This window comes from Pseudomonas helmanticensis, from assembly GCF_900182985.1.
GTDB lineage: Bacteria > Pseudomonadota > Gammaproteobacteria > Pseudomonadales > Pseudomonadaceae > Aquipseudomonas > Aquipseudomonas helmanticensis.
The window spans coordinates 2,868,046-2,883,830 of sequence record NZ_FXUY01000001.1; the positions used below are offsets into that span (position 1 = coordinate 2,868,046).

The 15,785-nt window shown below is 59.3% G+C and carries 14 protein-coding genes and 2 pseudogenes; 8 read left to right on the forward strand and 8 right to left on the reverse strand.

The genetic code is table 11. The features are described from left to right. Window positions 1-41: 41 nt before the first annotated feature. A complete protein-coding gene (locus QOL84_RS12805; protein ID WP_283437429.1) occupies window positions 42-1,136 on the reverse strand; it encodes a PLP-dependent cysteine synthase family protein in 1,095 nt (364 codons plus the stop codon). 250 nt (window positions 1,137-1,386) lie between these two features. Between QOL84_RS12805 and nhaA the strand changes: the two genes are divergently transcribed. From nhaA to QOL84_RS12825, 4 genes are all read left to right on the forward strand, one after another. Then, a complete protein-coding gene (nhaA, locus tag QOL84_RS12810; RefSeq protein WP_283437430.1) occupies window positions 1,387-2,577 on the forward strand; it encodes a Na+/H+ antiporter NhaA in 1,191 nt (396 codons plus the stop codon). 249 nt (window positions 2,578-2,826) lie between these two features. Further along, window positions 2,827-4,056: an S-type pyocin domain-containing protein gene (locus tag QOL84_RS12815; protein WP_283437431.1), complete on the forward strand. Its 1,230-nt coding sequence runs from the start codon at window positions 2,827-2,829 to the stop codon at window positions 4,054-4,056. 8 nt (window positions 4,057-4,064) lie between these two features. Further along, a complete protein-coding gene (locus QOL84_RS12820; protein WP_283437432.1) occupies window positions 4,065-4,319 on the forward strand; it encodes a colicin E3-like toxin immunity protein in 255 nt (84 codons plus the stop codon). 9 nt (window positions 4,320-4,328) lie between these two features. Continuing rightward, the gene (locus tag QOL84_RS12825; protein ID WP_283437433.1) at window positions 4,329-4,562 is read left to right on the forward strand and encodes a DUF7683 domain-containing protein; all 234 of its coding nucleotides are present in this window, start codon (window positions 4,329-4,331) and stop codon (window positions 4,560-4,562) included. A gap of 63 nt (window positions 4,563-4,625) precedes the next feature. Here QOL84_RS12825 and QOL84_RS12830 read toward each other — a convergent pair. After that, window positions 4,626-4,886 (reverse strand): annotated as a pseudogene (locus tag QOL84_RS12830) (outer membrane lipoprotein); the annotation flags it as partial. A gap of 10 nt (window positions 4,887-4,896) precedes the next feature. Here QOL84_RS12830 and QOL84_RS12835 point away from each other — a divergent pair. The 3 genes and pseudogenes from QOL84_RS12835 to QOL84_RS12845 form a co-directional block, all read left to right on the forward strand. Continuing rightward, window positions 4,897-5,073 (forward strand): annotated as a pseudogene (locus QOL84_RS12835) (Na+/H+ antiporter NhaA); the annotation flags it as partial. A gap of 249 nt (window positions 5,074-5,322) precedes the next feature. Next, the gene (locus QOL84_RS12840) at window positions 5,323-6,510 is read left to right on the forward strand and encodes a colicin E3/pyocin S6 family cytotoxin (protein ID WP_283437434.1); all 1,188 of its coding nucleotides are present in this window, start codon (window positions 5,323-5,325) and stop codon (window positions 6,508-6,510) included. A 19-nt stretch (window positions 6,511-6,529) separates the two neighbouring features. Then, a complete protein-coding gene (locus QOL84_RS12845; protein ID WP_283437435.1) occupies window positions 6,530-6,781 on the forward strand; it encodes a pyocin S6 family toxin immunity protein in 252 nt (83 codons plus the stop codon). Window positions 6,782-6,853: 72 nt separating this feature from the next. Here QOL84_RS12845 and QOL84_RS12850 read toward each other — a convergent pair whose 3' ends face one another. Continuing rightward, entirely contained in the window at window positions 6,854-7,318 is a 465-nt protein-coding gene (locus QOL84_RS12850) for an outer membrane lipoprotein (RefSeq protein WP_008086349.1), read from the reverse strand. A gap of 180 nt (window positions 7,319-7,498) precedes the next feature. Between QOL84_RS12850 and QOL84_RS12855 the strand changes: the two genes are divergently transcribed. Further along, entirely contained in the window at window positions 7,499-7,735 is a 237-nt protein-coding gene (locus QOL84_RS12855) for a hypothetical protein (RefSeq protein WP_283437436.1), read from the forward strand. A gap of 5 nt (window positions 7,736-7,740) precedes the next feature. On the opposite strand, the gene pdxH is transcribed toward QOL84_RS12855, so the two are convergent. From pdxH to dinG, 5 genes are all read right to left on the reverse strand, one after another. Then, entirely contained in the window at window positions 7,741-8,388 is a 648-nt protein-coding gene (pdxH, locus tag QOL84_RS12860; protein WP_283437437.1) for a pyridoxamine 5'-phosphate oxidase, read from the reverse strand. 24 nt (window positions 8,389-8,412) lie between these two features. Beyond that, window positions 8,413-9,519 carry an OmpA family protein gene (locus QOL84_RS12865; RefSeq protein ID WP_283437438.1) on the reverse strand — a complete coding sequence of 369 codons (1,107 nt, stop codon included), beginning with the start codon at window positions 9,517-9,519 and terminating at the stop codon, window positions 8,413-8,415. A 113-nt stretch (window positions 9,520-9,632) separates the two neighbouring features. Then, a complete protein-coding gene (locus QOL84_RS12870; protein WP_283437439.1) occupies window positions 9,633-10,778 on the reverse strand; it encodes a serine hydrolase domain-containing protein in 1,146 nt (381 codons plus the stop codon). 191 nt (window positions 10,779-10,969) lie between these two features. Next, window positions 10,970-13,450, reverse strand: a complete 2,481-nt coding sequence (locus tag QOL84_RS12875) for a beta-galactosidase (RefSeq protein ID WP_283437440.1) — start codon at window positions 13,448-13,450, stop codon at window positions 10,970-10,972. Window positions 13,451-13,545: 95 nt separating this feature from the next. Beyond that, window positions 13,546-15,690, reverse strand: coding sequence for an ATP-dependent DNA helicase DinG (gene dinG / locus QOL84_RS12880; RefSeq protein ID WP_008085357.1), 2,145 nt, complete (start codon window positions 15,688-15,690; stop codon window positions 13,546-13,548). Window positions 15,691-15,785: the final 95 nt, after the last annotated feature.

The window sequence follows — 15,785 nt, forward strand, 5'->3', positions numbered from 1 at the left end:
CCATCGCGAGCAGGCTCACTCCTACAGTTGATTTCGCTGTGTCAGATGTTGGCGCGTAGCACTGAAGTCGGCAGCGCCTCACCACGCTCGGCGCTCGCCGCCACTGCCTCGATCAACCCAGCCAACTCGTACCCCTGAGCCTTCAGCCAATCCTGATCGTAATAGGTGTCGGCATAGCGTTCGCCGCCATCGCACAGAATCGCCACGATCGACCCCGACTCCCCCGCCGCTTTCATCTGCTGCGCCGCCATCAGTGCACCAATCAGATTGGTCCCGCTCGAGCCGCCAACATGCCGACCCAGGCGCTGCGCCAGATAATGCATGGCCGCCAGCGACAAGGCATCCGGCACTTTGACCATCGCATCGATCACTTTGGGCAGGAACGACGCTTCGACGCGCGGCCGGCCAATGCCTTCAATGCGCGAACCGCAATCCAGGCGCAGACTGGCGTCGCCGGTCTGGTAGTAATCGAAAAACACCGAACGCTCGGCATCGGCGCACAACACGCGGGTGCAATGCTGGCGATAGCGCACGTAACGGCCGAGGGTCGCGGTGGTGCCGCCGGTGCCGGGGCTGGAAATCAGCCAGCTTGGCTCGGGATGCTTTTCGTAACGCATCTGCTGGAAGATCGACTCGGCGATGTTGTTGTTCGCGCGCCAGTCGGTGGCTCGTTCGGCGTAGGTAAACTGGTCGATGAAATGGCCACCATGTTCACGGGCCAGGCGCTCGGATTCGGCGTAGATCTGCGTCGGATCTTTCACCAGATGGCTCTGGCCGCCATAGAAGGCAATCTGCGCGATCTTCTCTTTGGAAGTGGTTGCCGGCATCACCGCAATAAACGGCAGGCCGAGCATCCGCGCGAAATACGCTTCGGAAATCGCCGTCGAACCGCTGGACGCCTCGATCACCGGCGCACCCGGTTTCAACCAGCCGTTACACAATGCATAGAGAAACAGCGAGCGCGCCAGCCGATGCTTGAGGCTGCCGGTCGGGTGGCTCGACTCATCCTTGAAATACAACTCGATGCCTGCAAAACCCGGCAGCGGCAAAGGGATCAGGTGGGTGTCGGCGCTGCGCTGGAAGTCCGCCTCGATAATGCGGATGGCTTCGCGGGCCCACTGTCGGTTGTCGCTCATGGTGATGGTTCTCGTTGAATCGGGCAGGAGATCGGCCTCTATGAAGGCTCACTCATCAGCTTAGGAAAAAACCTACATCGCGCACAGGTACAGCTGAGTCTCAATATGTCAGGCAACTGCTAGGCTCACCGTGGCTTGGGCCAGACACCTTGTAACGACATATAACAAAAAAGAATATAACTTTTGTTTTAACAACTAACAGTACGGGTTAGGGTGTCCCACCTTTTTGACGATTCGATGGAGAGCGACCTTGCCTCTGCGTAGCACTTTCACGCGTTTCTTTCAGTTGGAAGCTGCCAGCGGTCTGTTATTGATCGCCGCGGCCATTCTGGCTCTGATTATCAACAACTCGCCACTGTCGTGGCTGTACACCGGCCTGCTCGACACCCCCGTGGTGGCGCAGATCGGTGCGTTGAAAATCGCTAAACCCCTGCTGCTGTGGATCAACGACGGCCTGATGGCGATGTTCTTCCTGCTCATCGGCCTGGAAGTGAAGCGCGAAGTCCTCGACGGCCAGCTGTCGAAACCGTCGCAGATCGTCCTGCCCGGTGCCGCTGCGATTGGCGGCATGCTGGTGCCGGCGCTGATCTACTGGTTCCTCAACCGTGACAATCCGGCAGCCCTCGACGGCTGGGCGATTCCGACCGCCACCGACATCGCCTTCGCCCTCGGCGTGCTGGCCTTGCTCGGCAAGCGCGTTCCGGTATCGCTGAAGCTGTTTCTGATGACCCTGGCGATCATCGATGACCTCGGCGCCATCGTGATCATCGCGATCTTCTATTCCGGCGAACTCTCGACCCTGTCGCTGGGTCTGGCGGCGGCGTGTATCGCGGCGCTGGTGGCGATGAACCGGCTCGGGGTGGTCAAGCTCGGGCCGTACATGATCATCGGCCTGATCCTTTGGGTTTGTGTACTCAAGAGCGGTGTCCATGCAACGCTGGCGGGTGTCACGTTGGCCTTCTGCATCCCGCTGCGCACGAAAAACGCCGAGCCGTCGCCACTGCTGACCCTCGAACATGCGCTGCACCCGTGGGTGGCTTACGGCATTCTGCCGCTGTTCGCCTTCGCCAACGCCGGCCTGTCGCTGAGCGGCGTCACCGTCGAAAGCTTCACTCACCACGTGCCGATGGGCATTGCGGTTGGTCTGCTGCTGGGCAAGACCGTCGGCGTGTTCGGCCTGACCTGGCTGGCCGTGAAGATCGGCATCGCCACCCTGCCGCAAGGCGCCAACTGGGGCCAGGTCATGGGCGTGGCGATTCTCTGCGGGATCGGCTTCACCATGAGCCTGTTTGTCGGTTCGCTGGCGTTTGAACCGGGTGTGAGCGATTACGCCGGGATGGACCGGATGGGGATTTTGACCGGGTCGATTCTGGCGGCGCTGATTGGTTATGCGGTGACGGCGGCGGCGAGTCGCCGAAACACAGTACTGAATCCTGCGTAGAACACCTGTGGCGAGGGGATTTATCCCCGTTGGGCTGCGAAGCGGCCCCCGCTTTTAAATTAAGAGCTGGGGGACTGCTGCGCAGTCCAACGGGGATAAATCCCCTCGCCACAAGTGCCGCCATACTGATACACAGCGACTAATCCCCACGTCTTTAGAGACGCGTCCTACAGCCACCATTTTCCTGCTTCGTTAACGTTACGCAGCCCTTTGCGAAGGGCTGTCGACGGATGAACGAAAGGACGATCAGTGGCTGGCAACAAGGACATTCCCCGGGTTCAAAACCCACCGCAAGGCGACGGGCATCACGTCACCTACCGCTACATGACGGCCACTGAACTGGCCGAGCGCGACGCCAGACAAAATGCTTACGACGCCATGCTGGCCCGACAGGATGCTTTCGAGCGCAGCCGTGAGGTGGCGGTCAAAAAAGCCGAGCCCGTTCGGGCTGGCTGTGTATTCGCCAAGTCCTGCAATCTGCCGGATGCAATTATCGATTACTCCAGTCCTTCGGGGATGGTGCCGACTGACAGCCTGAAGGATTACGGCGAGCTGATTTTGCTGGGCGCGCGTGAGGCTGATGACAGCGGCGAGGTCCCTCTCAAGAAAATCGGTGCGACAGCCATCCCGGCCGGGTTTGGTAGTCTGGCGTTGGCCGGTTCGGTGTTTGAAACACTGCCCGCTGTGATATCCAGTGCGGCTGTTGCGCCTTTGGTGGGTTTGGTAGCGCTGTTCATGCCATCGAGTCTTGGCGACAGCGCGTTGTATACCGATGAGCAGTTGCGCGGACTTGAGCAGGCGCGAACACGAGTTCGGCTGAGCATCGAACAACAGGCCGACGGCCGCCTGAACGGTTACGGTTTTTACACAGGCAAGAATCGCGACTGGGAAATGGTTGATGTCGTGCAGTTCACCGCGCGCGGTAGCCAGTTCATTGCGGATCTGGGTGAAGGCGTCGAACTGATCTGGACGCCTGCTGTGGATGGCTCAGACATCCTCGGCATCCCCGCTTTAGAGACTGCACCGCAGGCACCCCATATTTGGGTTTATCCGCCGACGAAAGCGGCGGATGGGATTTTGGTCAACCCGGTTTATCCGCCGGAGTATCGGGATTTTATTCTGGTGTTTCCGGCTAATTCGGGTGTTAGGCCGGTATACATCGTAGTCAGCACATCATCACGTAAAGGCTTACCGTCCGCGGGGCATAGTTATCATAGGCCTCCAAAAGCAGAGGAAATCACTGCATTTCCCGGACTGATAAAGGTGCAGAAAAAGAATCCCATACAAGGAGGCGGAGGACTTCGGGAACGGTGGAAAGATGCGAAAGGTAGAAAAATCTACGAGTGGGATTCGATGCACGGAGAGCTGGAGGTTTACCGAGCAAGTGACGGAACTCACCTAGGCGCGTTTGACCCCTTTACAGGGGAGCGACGCGAAGATGCGAAAGATGAAAGAAGCATCAGAAAAAAATATTTGTGAGGTTGATGATGGGATTAAAACTGAGGCTAGAGTGGTACGACAAGCAAAACCATCTATGCGAGGGTGAAGAGTATTCCAAGGATTTAGGTGATGATGAAACCGTTTTGAATGCTTTGGGTATACCTGTGGAAAACAACATAAACAATGGCGGTTTCAATGTTCTCGAAGATTGGATTCGAATCATTCAGCCGTATTTTCAACATGGCATCGTCTTCAAAACTTACGATTATCAGATCTCTTTTGACTACAGCGATGTCTGGTGACGGTCTCTTATGATTTATAGGATTGAAGCATTCGATAGGAAAACAGAGTTTCTCGTTTTTGAAGAAGACCTGCCTAGCGGATGCGACGAGAACCTGGCTGCTATCATGAATTGGTCTTGTAAGCAGGAAGGCTGGGAGGGTTACGATCTTTCAAATAATCAGCTTGCCGCGCTGGAGAAACTGCTGGAAAGGAATGTCTTCGATCCGAAGTACACCTTCCAACTGACGTGCAATGGACGTTGAAACGCATTAAAAAAACCCCGACCAGTCACCTGATCGGGGTTTTCTTTAACAACTCGCTATCGCTTAGTGCGAAACGCGGCTCGTCCCGCCAACAGTCGAAATCCGCACGCGCTCGCCAACGCGGAACACTTCGTTCTCCTGAACCTGCTGCACATAGGCGCGCATGCTGCCGTCGTCTTCACGTACGGTGATTTCCACACCTTGCGTACGGGTCAGGCCTTCTTCAGTGGCCGAACTAATCAAGCCACCCGCCACCGCACCGATGACTGCAGCAACGATGCTGCCCTTGCCACCGCCAACGGCTGCACCGGCGAGGTCGCCCATCGGGGTCGGCGGGATCGGCTTCACCATGAGCCTGTTCGTCGGCTCGTTGGCGTTTGAACCGGGTGTGAGCGATTACGCGGGGATGGACCGGATGGGGATTTTGACCGGATCGATTCTGGCGGCGCTGATTGGTTATGCGGTGACGGCGGCGGCGAGTCGCCGAAACACAGTATTGAATCCTGCGTAGAACACCTGTGGCGAGGGGATTTATCCCCGTTGGGCTGCGAAGCGGCCCCCGCTTTTAAATTAAGAGCTGGGGGACTGCTGCGCAGTCCAACGGGGATAAATCCCCTCGCCACAAGTGCCGCCATACTGATACACAGCGACTAATCCCCACGTCTTTAGAGACGCGTCCTACAGCCACCATTTTCCTGCTTCGTTAACGTTACGCAGCCCTTTGCGAAGGGCTGTCGATGGATGAACGAAAGGACGATCAGTGGCTGGTAACAAGGACATTCCTCGGGTTCCCAACCCACCGCAAGGCGACGGGCATCACGTCACCTACCGCTACATGACGGCCACTGAACTGGCCGAGCGCGACGCCAGACAAAATGCTTACGACGCCATGCTGGCCCGACAGGATGCTTTCGAGCGCAGCCGTGAGGTGGCGGTCAAAAAAGCCGAGCCCGTTCGGGCTGGCTGTGTATTCGCCAAGTCCTGCAATCTGCCGGATGCAATTATCGATTACTCCAGTCCTGCGGGGATGGTGCCGACTGACAGCCTGAAGGATTACGGCGACCTGATTTTGCTGGGCGCGCGTGAGGCTGATGACAGCGGCGACGTCCCTCTCAAGAAAATCGGTGCGACAGCCATCCCAGCCGGGTTTGGTAGTCTGGCGTTGGCCGGTTCGGTGTTTGAAACACTGCCCGCTATGATATCCAGTGCGGCTGTTGCGCCTTTGGTGGGTTTGGTCGCGCTGTTCATGCCATCGAGTCTTGGCGACAGCGCATTGTATACCGATGAGCAGTTGCGCGGACTTGAGCAGGCGCGAACACGAGTTCGGCTGAGCATCGAACAACAGGCCGACGGCCGCCTGAACGGTTACGGTTTTTACACAGGCAAGAATCGCGACTGGGAAATGGTTGATGTCGTGCAGTTCACCGCGCGCGGTAGCCAGTTCATTGCGGATCTGGGTGAAGGCGTCCAACTGATCTGGACGCCGGCTGTGGACGGTTCCGACATCCTCGGTATTCCGGCGTTGGAGGCTGCACCGCAGGCGCCGCATATTTGGGTGTATCCGCCGACGAAAGCGGCGGATGGGATTCTGGTCAACCCGGTTTATCCGCCGGAGTACAGGGATTTTATTCTAGTTTTTCCACTAGGCTCGTTGGTTCAGCCGGTTTATATAGTTGTAAGTAAACTTCCTGACCACAAGTATTACGACGACCCGGAAACACTTCCCGCATTCCCCGATACGAAAAGGGTGAAGTCAAAAGCTTCCGTACAGGGAGGGGGAAAGAAAAGAGCCCGCTGGCTTGATCGAAAGAGCCGGATATATGAGTGGGACTCCAAAAGCGGTGCTGTCGAAATTTATGACAAATTAGGAATACACCTAGGAGAGTTCGATCACGTAACCGGGAAGCAAACCAAAAAAGCGAAGCCGGGCCGGACGACTCCCAAATAACTCAAGAACGAGAAAAACTATGCGTTACCTATCTATCACTGGATTCTTGCCTGACGAAGCAAAAGACGATTCATTGCAGTTCGAGCTACTGATAAAAGACTACGAGCTAAACCAAGCATTAGCACAATTAACAGAATCAAAATCCCTTGATGATCTGGAACCAGGTGAACTGGAAATGACTGATACTCAAATAAAGCAAGCCGCGGAACTCTTGAACACCGAGTTCCCGGAAGGCTTGGAATATTTCATTGGAACCCGAGCATTATCTTGACGAACGAGGGTGCAAAAAACAAAAACCCCGACCAGTCACCTGATCGGGGTTTTTCTTTACCCTACATCCCGCTTAGTGCGAAACGCGGCTGGTCCCGCCGACGGTGGAGATGCGCACGCGCTCGCCAACGCGGAACACTTCATTCTCCTGAACCTGCTGCACATAGGCGCGCATGCTGCCGTCGTCTTCACGTACGGTGATTTCCACACCTTGCGTACGGGTCAGGCCTTCTTCAGTCGCCGAACCAATCAAGCCACCCGCCACCGCACCGATGACTGCAGCAACAATGCTGCCCTTGCCACCGCCGATCGCGCTGCCGCCGACGCCGCCGACTGCTGCACCGGCGATGCCGCCGATCGGGGTTTTGGTGCCTTCAATTTTCACCGGGCGCAGGGATTCGATGGTGCCCATGCGAATCGTCTGCACGCGACGTGCTTCGTCACGGGAGTAGGAGTCACCGGTCAGGCTCGATTGGCAGCCGGTAAGCAACATCGCCATCGTGGAAAAGGAAGCAACCAGCAGAACAGACTTACGCATAGCATCAACTCCAAAAGAACATATATTCATTAAACTCCGTGGCTTGACGCCTGTCACGACGCAGCCCGGACAAATTCGCTTTCATTCAGGCACGGTACAGACGCCTGCACGCTTTCGCTGACATAGCCCCTACAGTAGCGCCAAATTGGCAAACCTGCGCCACCGAGGCCAAGGATTTTCATGGATTACTTCATCATCGTCGTCACCACTGCCGCCGGTTTGTACTTCCATTGGTGGTTGTACAGACGGATCAAGCGCTGGATGGATCGCGACCTGGCGCTGTCACTGGCGGGTAAGGATGAGGGCAAACGTGCCTTCATGCTTGACCAGCTGGCGCGCGCTCAGGCGCAGAAGATCAAGCGCCGGGATCTGCCGAAGTGGCTTGAGGCCGCGTCAGCAGGCTATCCCGCTCGGTAGACTGTTCAGGGTGCCAGACGTTCAAGAATCCAGTCGGCGCCTTGCACACGGTAGTTGAGGCGATCGTGCAGGCGGCTTGGACGGCCCTGCCAGAACTCGATGCGCTCCGGCAGCAAGCGGTAACCGCCCCAGTGTTCCGGGCAGTCGGGCTGTGTGTCGGAAAAGCGCTGCTCGGTTGCCTTGAGCAAATCTTCCAGTTCACCGCGCCCGTCGATCACCCGACTCTGCGGCGATGCCCAGGCACCGAGACGGCTGCCCAGCGGCCGCACCTGATAATACGCATCGGACTCTTGCGGCGTGACCTTCACCACGCGCCCTTCGATGCGCACCTGGCGCTCCAGGGTTGGCCAGAAAAAGGTCATGGCGGCAAACGGATTTGCCGCCAGTTGCTGGCCCTTGGCGCTGTCATAGTTGGTGAAGAACGTGAAGCCCTGCTCGTCCAGGCCCTTGAGCAGCAGAATGCGGCAATGCGGACGCCCGTCAGCATCGACCGTGGCCAGGGTCATGGCGTTGGCTTCAACCGGCGCCTGTTCGGTTTTCACCGCGTCGGCAAACCACTGGTGAAACAGCGCAAACGGCTCGGCCGGGGCTTGCGCCTCGGTCAGGCCATCGCGGGTGTAATCACGACGCATATCTGCCAGAGCCTGGGTCATGGCGCATTCCTTTTCGTTAGCGGATCACTTTTTGGTGGTATCGGTCGCGGCGACTTTCTTGTCGGTCGCGGCCGCTTTGGCTGGCGTGGTTTTCTTCGCTGGAGCCTTGGCTGGAGCTTTTTTCGCCGGAGCCTTGGCTGCGGCTTTCTTGGCCGGTGCTTTTTTGGTGGCCGGCACCGCTGCTTTTTTCGTTGCTGGAGCCGGGGTGACCGGTTTGGCGACTGGCTTGACGTCTTGCGCAGCGACCATGGTCACTGGTTTCGGCGCTGGCATGTTGTACTTGCTCAGCAGGGCTACCATGGTGTTTTGCGGGGTCACCAGCAGTTCGACGCGACGGTTCAGGGCGCGGCCTTCAACGCTGTCGTTGGCTGCGCGCGGGGCTTCGGAACCCATGCCGCGCAGCATCAGGCGATCACGCTGCAAACCGCTGAGGCGGAAGATCGCCGCAATGGCCTGGGCACGTTCCTGGCTCAGTTTGATGTTGGCCGGTGCGGCGCCACTCGAGTCGCTGTGACCGAGCACCAGAACGGCGGTTTTCGGGTCGGCTTCGAGGATTTTCGCTACACGGGTGAACGGGCCGAGAGTCACCGGCAGCAGCATGGCTGGACGATCCGGGTTGAAGGAGCCTTCGACCGGCGCGGTGACCACCAGCACGTTTTCACGGCGTTCAAGTTGCAGATTGCTGTCCTTGACCGCTTCACGCAGGCGCGGCTCGTAGTCGTCAAGCCAGGCCTGGGTGACTTTTGGATCTGGCATCGGCACGGCTTGGGCGGTTGCTTGATCCTTGCCGCCGAACGGCCACCACCATTTGCTGCCGGTGTCGGCGTCAGCCTTGGCCACGGCGACCGGCTTCCTGGCTTCCGGTGCGACTTCAGCCTTCATGTCAGCCTTGGCCGCTGCATCATCGGAACCGAAAGGCCAGTACCAAGGATTGCTGCTTTCGGTTTTCGCCACCGGAGCAGTGGCGGCAGGTTTCATTGGGGCTGGAACCGGAGCCGGCTCTTTGGCCGCCACTTTGTCGGAAGAACCGAACGGCCACCAACTGCCGCCGTCCGCATCGTTTTTCGGGGTCTGTGCACAACCGGTGATCGCTACACACAGGGCCAGGGCGAGGGTCTTTTTAGATGACATTGAAAATCCACAAAATGAAGTAATGAAAAATCAGAGCACTTTCGCCCGGATAAACAGCCGTTTTGAATCGAAAATCACGCCGAGGTTCCGACCCTGGAACTTCTAATGACGCTTTACAGACAAGTGGCAAGTACCCGCGCGAGCTTTTGCGCGCGCGGATCCATCAAAACGTAAGGCCCAAGGGTATTTGTCACAAAACCAAACGCGACATCATGCTCAGGGTCAGCAAAACCGATGGAACCGCCCGCCCCCGGATGACCGAATGCACGCGGGCCGAGGCCGTACGTGGCATTCGGCACGTCCGGTTGATCGAGCATGCAGCCGAGGCCAAAGCGGGTGCGGGTCAGCAACGTCTTGTCTTCGCCGAGGCTGTGTTCGCGGGTCAGCTCTTCGAGCATGTCGCTTTCGAGCAGGCTGCCGTCGAGCAGACCGGCGTAGAACCCGGCGAGACTGCGCGCATTACCGTGGCCGTTGGCCGCCGGTTGCTGCATGCGTCGCCATTCCGGTTTGTTGGTGCTAGTGAGCACCGACGGCGGATTGGTAAAAGCGCGGGTGGTCATGGCGGTCGGTTCGCGCATGGTCACTTGCAGCAGGCGTTGCGCGGCGGCGTCGCCGGCATTGCCTTTGCCGCGAGCAATATGTGCGACACGGTGAAATTCTTCGTCAGCCAGACCGACATGAAAATCCAGGCCCAACGGCTTGGCCACGCGGGCGACAATCGATTCGCCCGGGCCACGACCGTCGGCGCGTCGGAGCAATTCGCCGACCAGCCAGCCGTAAGTGATCGCGGCGTAACCGTGACCGGTGCCCGGTGTCCACCACGGTGCTTCGGCGGCGAGCGCGTCGACCATGGTTTGCCAGTCGTAGAGGGCTTCTGGCGCCAGCAGTTCGCGCAGGGCCGGCAAACCGGCCTGGTGGCAGAGCAATTGGCGCAGGGTCACGGCTTCTTTGCCGGCAGCGGCGAATTCCGGCCAGTAGCGCGCGACCGGAACATCGAGTTGCAACTTGCCTTCAGCGACCAGTTGCAGCGCAGTGACAGCGGTGAACGTCTTGGTGCAGGAGAACAGGTTGGCGATGGTGTCGCTGTGCCAGGCCTCGGCGCCATCCTTGTCGGCGGTACCGGACCAGAGGTCGAGGACGGTCTCTCCGCCGACCTTGATGCACAGGGCTGCGCCGCGCTCCTGGGGATCGTCGAACAGTGCGGCGAAAGCCTCGCGCACTGCTTCGAATTGAAGCTCGTAATGTCCCTGAATCTGCACCCGCAACTCCCCCGCGACAACGCTCTACAAAGTGGCCCGCATTGTTCCAGCCCTTGAGGGATTTTGGAACAGCTGCGGGCCAGACGGTTAAAAGCAGAATCAAAAGATCGCAGCCTGCGGCAGCTCCTACATGGGGTTGCGTTCCTTTTGTAGGAGCTGCCGAAGGCTGCGATCTTTTAGCGTTTCAAACCTTAATGACCATTCCCCGAATGCCCACCCGCATGCCCTGCTCCCGGCCCTTTGCCGGCCTCGCCCTTGCGCCCGCCCTCAGCTTCATGCCCTGCCGCAGCGGCGGCTTTCTCAGCTTCTTTGCCAAGTTGATCAATCGCCTGAAGATTGCTCTTGCGCACCGTTTCAACAAAGCCCTGATACGGCAGATCTGTAACGCCGACCAGACCGAAGTGACCGTTCTCGCCGTCGAGCAAACGCCCGGTCACCGGTTGATCGAGATACTGGAACCAATGCACGCCGACAATCGACGGCTCGCTCAAGGCCTGCTTGAGGAAGTTGGCGTAGGCCGGGCCGCGATCTTCTTCTTTGCTCAGTTGCGTCACGCCGCCCCAGAACGGGCCGCGATCGGCGGAGCCAAAGTTGAACTCGGTGATCAACACCGGCTTGTCCAGTGCGCCCAGCGCAGCGAAGTCGTAACCGTCCTGAGGCTTGAGCGTGTACATGTTGAAGCTCAGCACATCGCAATATTGCGCGCAGGACGCCACGGCTTCCGGGGTACTGATGGCGAAGCGGCCGCCGAGGAGCATCTGGTTCGGCGCGTGCCATTTCAGCGAGTCGGAAATGGTCTTGAAGTAGGTGTCGGCAAAGACCTTCTGGAAGTATTTGAAATCCGCCTCGATTTCCGGATGTTCCGGGCTCGGCAACGGTGGTTCGAAGCCCGGGTCTTCCATCAACTCCCACGCCGGCAGGTCAATGCCCCAAGCCTTCGACAGTCCGGCCTGGTTGCGGTACTTGTCACGCAGCTGCTTGAGGAAGGCGCGTTTGGCCGGCACGTCGGTGGTCATTTTCAGCGTGCCGTAAGCCAGCGCGTAGCGGGATTTCGGGTCATCGCCGGGGCCGGCCCAAGCCAATTCGTTGTCAGCGTAATAGCCGATCAGCCAGGGATCATCGCGATGATCGCGGGCGGCGATGGCCACGGCACGCTCGGTGGCCATGGCGAAGCGCGGATCGAACGGATCAGGCATGCCGCCCCACCAGTCGCTGCCGGTGCTGATACTGGTGTAATCGCCGACGATAGAAAGGGGCAAGGTGTACGGCACGCGTTCGGCTTCACTCAGCGAATCGGCGCTCCAGTTGCCGACCGTGTTGAAGCCCCAGGCTTGCAGGCGATCGAGCGTGTGGTTGGCCCACTGCTGCTGATCGATCATCGCCTTGCACGGCACGGCAACCTTTTCAGTGGTCACTTGAACGGTTTCAGTCTTGGCCGCTTCAGCGACGCCGGACTTCGGCTCGGCCGGCACGGCGGCAGGTTCTGCGGCTTTGGCGGCGGCGGTCTCAGTGGCTTCAGCCTTCGCCGCTGCAGCGACCCCGGATTTAACTTCGCTTTGCGCTTTGCACGGTTCGCCGTATACACGCTGCAGGTTGGCGCCATAGAAGTCGTACCAACGCCCGTTGCCGTAGCCTCGCCCCTGATCGGCGCCATTGCCGCCACGGTTGTCGCCTTCACCGAAGTGACTGGCCAACGGTTCGTCAGGTTCAGGCAAAGATTCGAACATGTACTCGCGACCGGCCACGTAAGTCTGGCTGACGTCGGGGCTGATGGTATTGACGCCGAGGGAGTAGAACGGATGCCCCTCAGGCGTGACCAGATACCAGCGACCGTCACGCTTTTCCGTGCGGAAAAAGCCACTGGCCTTGAACGCCGGGCCTTTGTTCCAGCCACCGAACTTGTCCAGCGAGGACTTCTCGCGCTCGGCCAGCCAGGTTTTCAGCTGTTGCTGTTCCTTGGCGGCGGCAGATTTCAGTTGTTCGTCACTGCTGACTTTTTCCGGCCATTTGCTGCGGGTCGATTGCCCGTAAGCGTCGACCAGATTGCCGTAAACAGCCTGGGTCACCGAGTCGCCGTCCTGAACACCGAAACGCTCGAGCAGCAAGCTCTGCGCGACTTTCGGCTGATCCATCGACAAGCTCACCGAGACCACCTGGCTGCGATCGATCTCACCGCTGCTGCTGGCGAGCAAAATACGCTGGCCATCGACGGTCATCGGCATCGGCGGCCCGGCCTTCATGCCTTGGCTCAACGGTGTCGAGGCGACCAGCGGCACCAGCAACGTCTGCGCAGGACCGGCCGGCAGATCGACGCGACTGACCAGCGTGCGGCCGTCATTGCTCTGAATTTGCACGTAAACGGTGACGGCCCAGTTCATCGCGCTCTGCAAACGCAGGGTCATCATCGCGGATTGCGACCAGTCCCAGGCACCGGTCTGCGGGGTCAGGCGCAAAGTCGGGCGGACCACCGGGTTGAAGGTTACCCGGCGCAGCACTTCGCCTTCTGCCGTTTGCTCGGCGTTGGCTTGCGGCAGATCAGCGTTTTCGGTGGCAATTTTCACCACGTCGGCAGGGCGGACAAAGTTGAACAGGGTCTGCTGACCGGCGGGTGCCGCGAACAATGGCGCAGCGAAGATCAAGGCGAAAACGGCAGGCAACGAACGGCGAATCATAAGAACGGAGTTCTCCCTAGCGACCAACATTGGCCAATGGAAAAGCGATGGCAGAGAGATAGACAGCACGGCGGGCAAAACTGCCCACCGATGTCTCAGGATATTTCACGACGGAAGGGAGGCAACGCATTGAGGATCGCTTTGCCATAGCGCTGGGTGACCAGCCGCCGATCCAGCAAAGTGATGGTGCCGCGGTCTTCTTCGGTACGCAGCAGTCGCCCGCAGGCCTGCACCAGTTTCAGCGAGGCGTCGGGCACGGAAATTTCCATGAACGGATTACCGCCACGGGCCTCGATCCATTCCGACAGCGCCGCTTCGACCGGATCATCCGGCACCGAAAACGGGATCTTGGCGATCACTACGTGTTCGCAATACGCGCCGGGCAAGTCGACGCCTTCGGCAAAACTGGCGAGGCCGAACAGTACGCTGGAGTCACCGCCATCAACCCGCGCCTTGTGCTTGTTCAGGGTTTCCTGTTTCGACAGGTTGCCTTGAATGAACACTTGCTTGCGCCAGTCGCGGTCGAGGCCGTCGAACACGTCCTGCATCTGTTTGCGCGAAGAGAACAACACCAGCGTGCCGCGTGAGCCTTCGACCAGATCCGGCAGATCACGAATGATCGCGGCGGTGTGCGCGGGAGCATCGCGCGGATCGGCTTTCAGATCCGGCACTCGCAGCACACCGGCATCGGCGTGATGGAACGGGCTCGGCACCACGGCGGTGACGGCTTTTTTCGGCAGGCCGGCGCGCATGCGGAAGCGGTCGAAAGTGCCCAGCGCGGTCAGCGTTGCCGAGGTCACCAGACAGCCGTAAGCCACGTTCCACAGGCTGCGGCGCAAGGTTTCGGCGGCGAGGATCGGGCTGGCGTTGACCTCGATGTCGAACAACGAACCGCTTTCGGCGAGGGTCAGCCAACGCGCCATCGGCGGGCTGTCTTCCGGGTCTTCGGCGGTAAACGCGGTCCACAGCTCCCAGTTGCCCGACGCTCGGGACAACAGGCTGCCGAACAGCGGATACCACTCTTCGGCCTGATTGCTGGCGATGCCGATGTTGACCTCGCCGTCCATGCCTTCCTTGAGCAGGTCGGTCAAACGCGTGAACAGATCGTTCAAGCGCGAGAAACCTTTCTTCAGCTCGATGCCCATTTCGCGCATGTGTTCAGGAATCACCCCGGCGACGAAACGATGACGCGGACGCTCACGGCCTTCGACGTCCTCGCCGGGCTTGAAGTCGGCAACCTGCTCGCAAGCGCTGAACATGAACTGTTGCTGGGCCTTGATCTCGCGCGCCAGCTCCGGCACCTGCTCGATCAACTTGCCGAGATCGCCCGGCAGCGGGTGCTGGGCGAGCAATTTGGTGAGGTTCTTCGCGGTGGTTTCCAGCCAGTCGGCGGTGGAGCGCAGGCGCGTGTAGTGGGCGAAGTGGCCGATCGCCTTGTCCGGCAGGTGGTGGCCTTCGTCGAACACGTAAATGGTGTCGCGCGGGTCCGGCAGTACCGCACCGCCGCCCAGCGCCAGGTCAGCGAGGACCATGTCGTGGTTGGTGACAATCACGTCGACCTTGCCCATGCCTTCGCGGGCCTTGTAGAAGGCGCACTGGCCGAAGTTCGGGCAATGACGGTTGGTGCACTGGCTGTGATCGGTGGTCAGCCGCGCCCAGTCGGCGTCTTCCAGCGCGTTGGGCCAGCTGTCGCGGTCACCGTCCCATTTATTCCCGGCAAGCTTCTCGATCATGCTGGTGAACAGCTTCTGACTGGCCTCATCGACCTCGATCTTGAAGCCTTCTTCTTCGAACAGCTGGGCGGTGGCGGTTTGCGCGTGACCTTCCTGCAGCAACATGTCGAGCTTGGACAGGCACATGTAGCGGCCACGGCCCTTGGCCAGGGCGAAGGTGAAATTCAGCCCGCTGTTGCGCATCAGGTCGGGCAAATCCTTGTAGACGATCTGCTCTTGCAGCGCGACGGTCGCGGTGGCGATGACCAGTCGCTTGCCGGCGGCTTTCGCAGTCGGGATCGCCGCCATGCTGTAGGCCACGGTCTTGCCGGTACCGGTGCCGGCTTCCACCGCAACAATTGCGGGGTCGCCACTGCGCCGGCCTTCGTCGTCGGTGTCGATATCCCCGAGGACTTTGGCGATTTCAGCGATCATCAGGCGCTGGCCGTAACGCGGCTTGAGGCTCTTGGCTTCAAGAAAACGCGAGTAGGCGCCCTGGATCGTGGTTTTGAGTTCAGTGCTGATCATTGAGTGTCGGGCGCAAAAAACGCTGGATAAATTTTCAGTGGTTTGGATCGGCGGCTATCATACCCCGCGAATCGATCCTGCGCAGAACGGAGTAA

Coding starts and splice junctions, on each gene's coding strand:
- QOL84_RS12805 (WP_283437429.1), bottom strand. CDS start 1,136: ATGAGCGACAACCGACAGTGGGCCCGCGAAGCCATCCGCATTATCGAG.
- QOL84_RS12820 (WP_283437432.1), top strand. CDS start 4,065: ATGGGATTAAAACTGAGGCTAGAGTGGTACGACAAGCAAAACCATCTA.
- QOL84_RS12825 (WP_283437433.1), top strand. CDS start 4,329: ATGATTTATAGGATTGAAGCATTCGATAGGAAAACAGAGTTTCTCGTT.
- QOL84_RS12845 (WP_283437435.1), top strand. CDS start 6,530: ATGCGTTACCTATCTATCACTGGATTCTTGCCTGACGAAGCAAAAGAC.
- QOL84_RS12850 (WP_008086349.1), bottom strand. CDS start 7,318: ATGCGTAAGTCTGTTCTGCTGGTTGCTTCCTTTTCCACGATGGCGATG.
- QOL84_RS12855 (WP_283437436.1), top strand. CDS start 7,499: ATGGATTACTTCATCATCGTCGTCACCACTGCCGCCGGTTTGTACTTC.
- pdxH (WP_283437437.1), bottom strand. CDS start 8,388: ATGACCCAGGCTCTGGCAGATATGCGTCGTGATTACACCCGCGATGGC.
- QOL84_RS12865 (WP_283437438.1), bottom strand. CDS start 9,519: ATGTCATCTAAAAAGACCCTCGCCCTGGCCCTGTGTGTAGCGATCACC.
- QOL84_RS12875 (WP_283437440.1), bottom strand. CDS start 13,450: ATGATTCGCCGTTCGTTGCCTGCCGTTTTCGCCTTGATCTTCGCTGCG.
- dinG (WP_008085357.1), bottom strand. CDS start 15,690: ATGATCAGCACTGAACTCAAAACCACGATCCAGGGCGCCTACTCGCGT.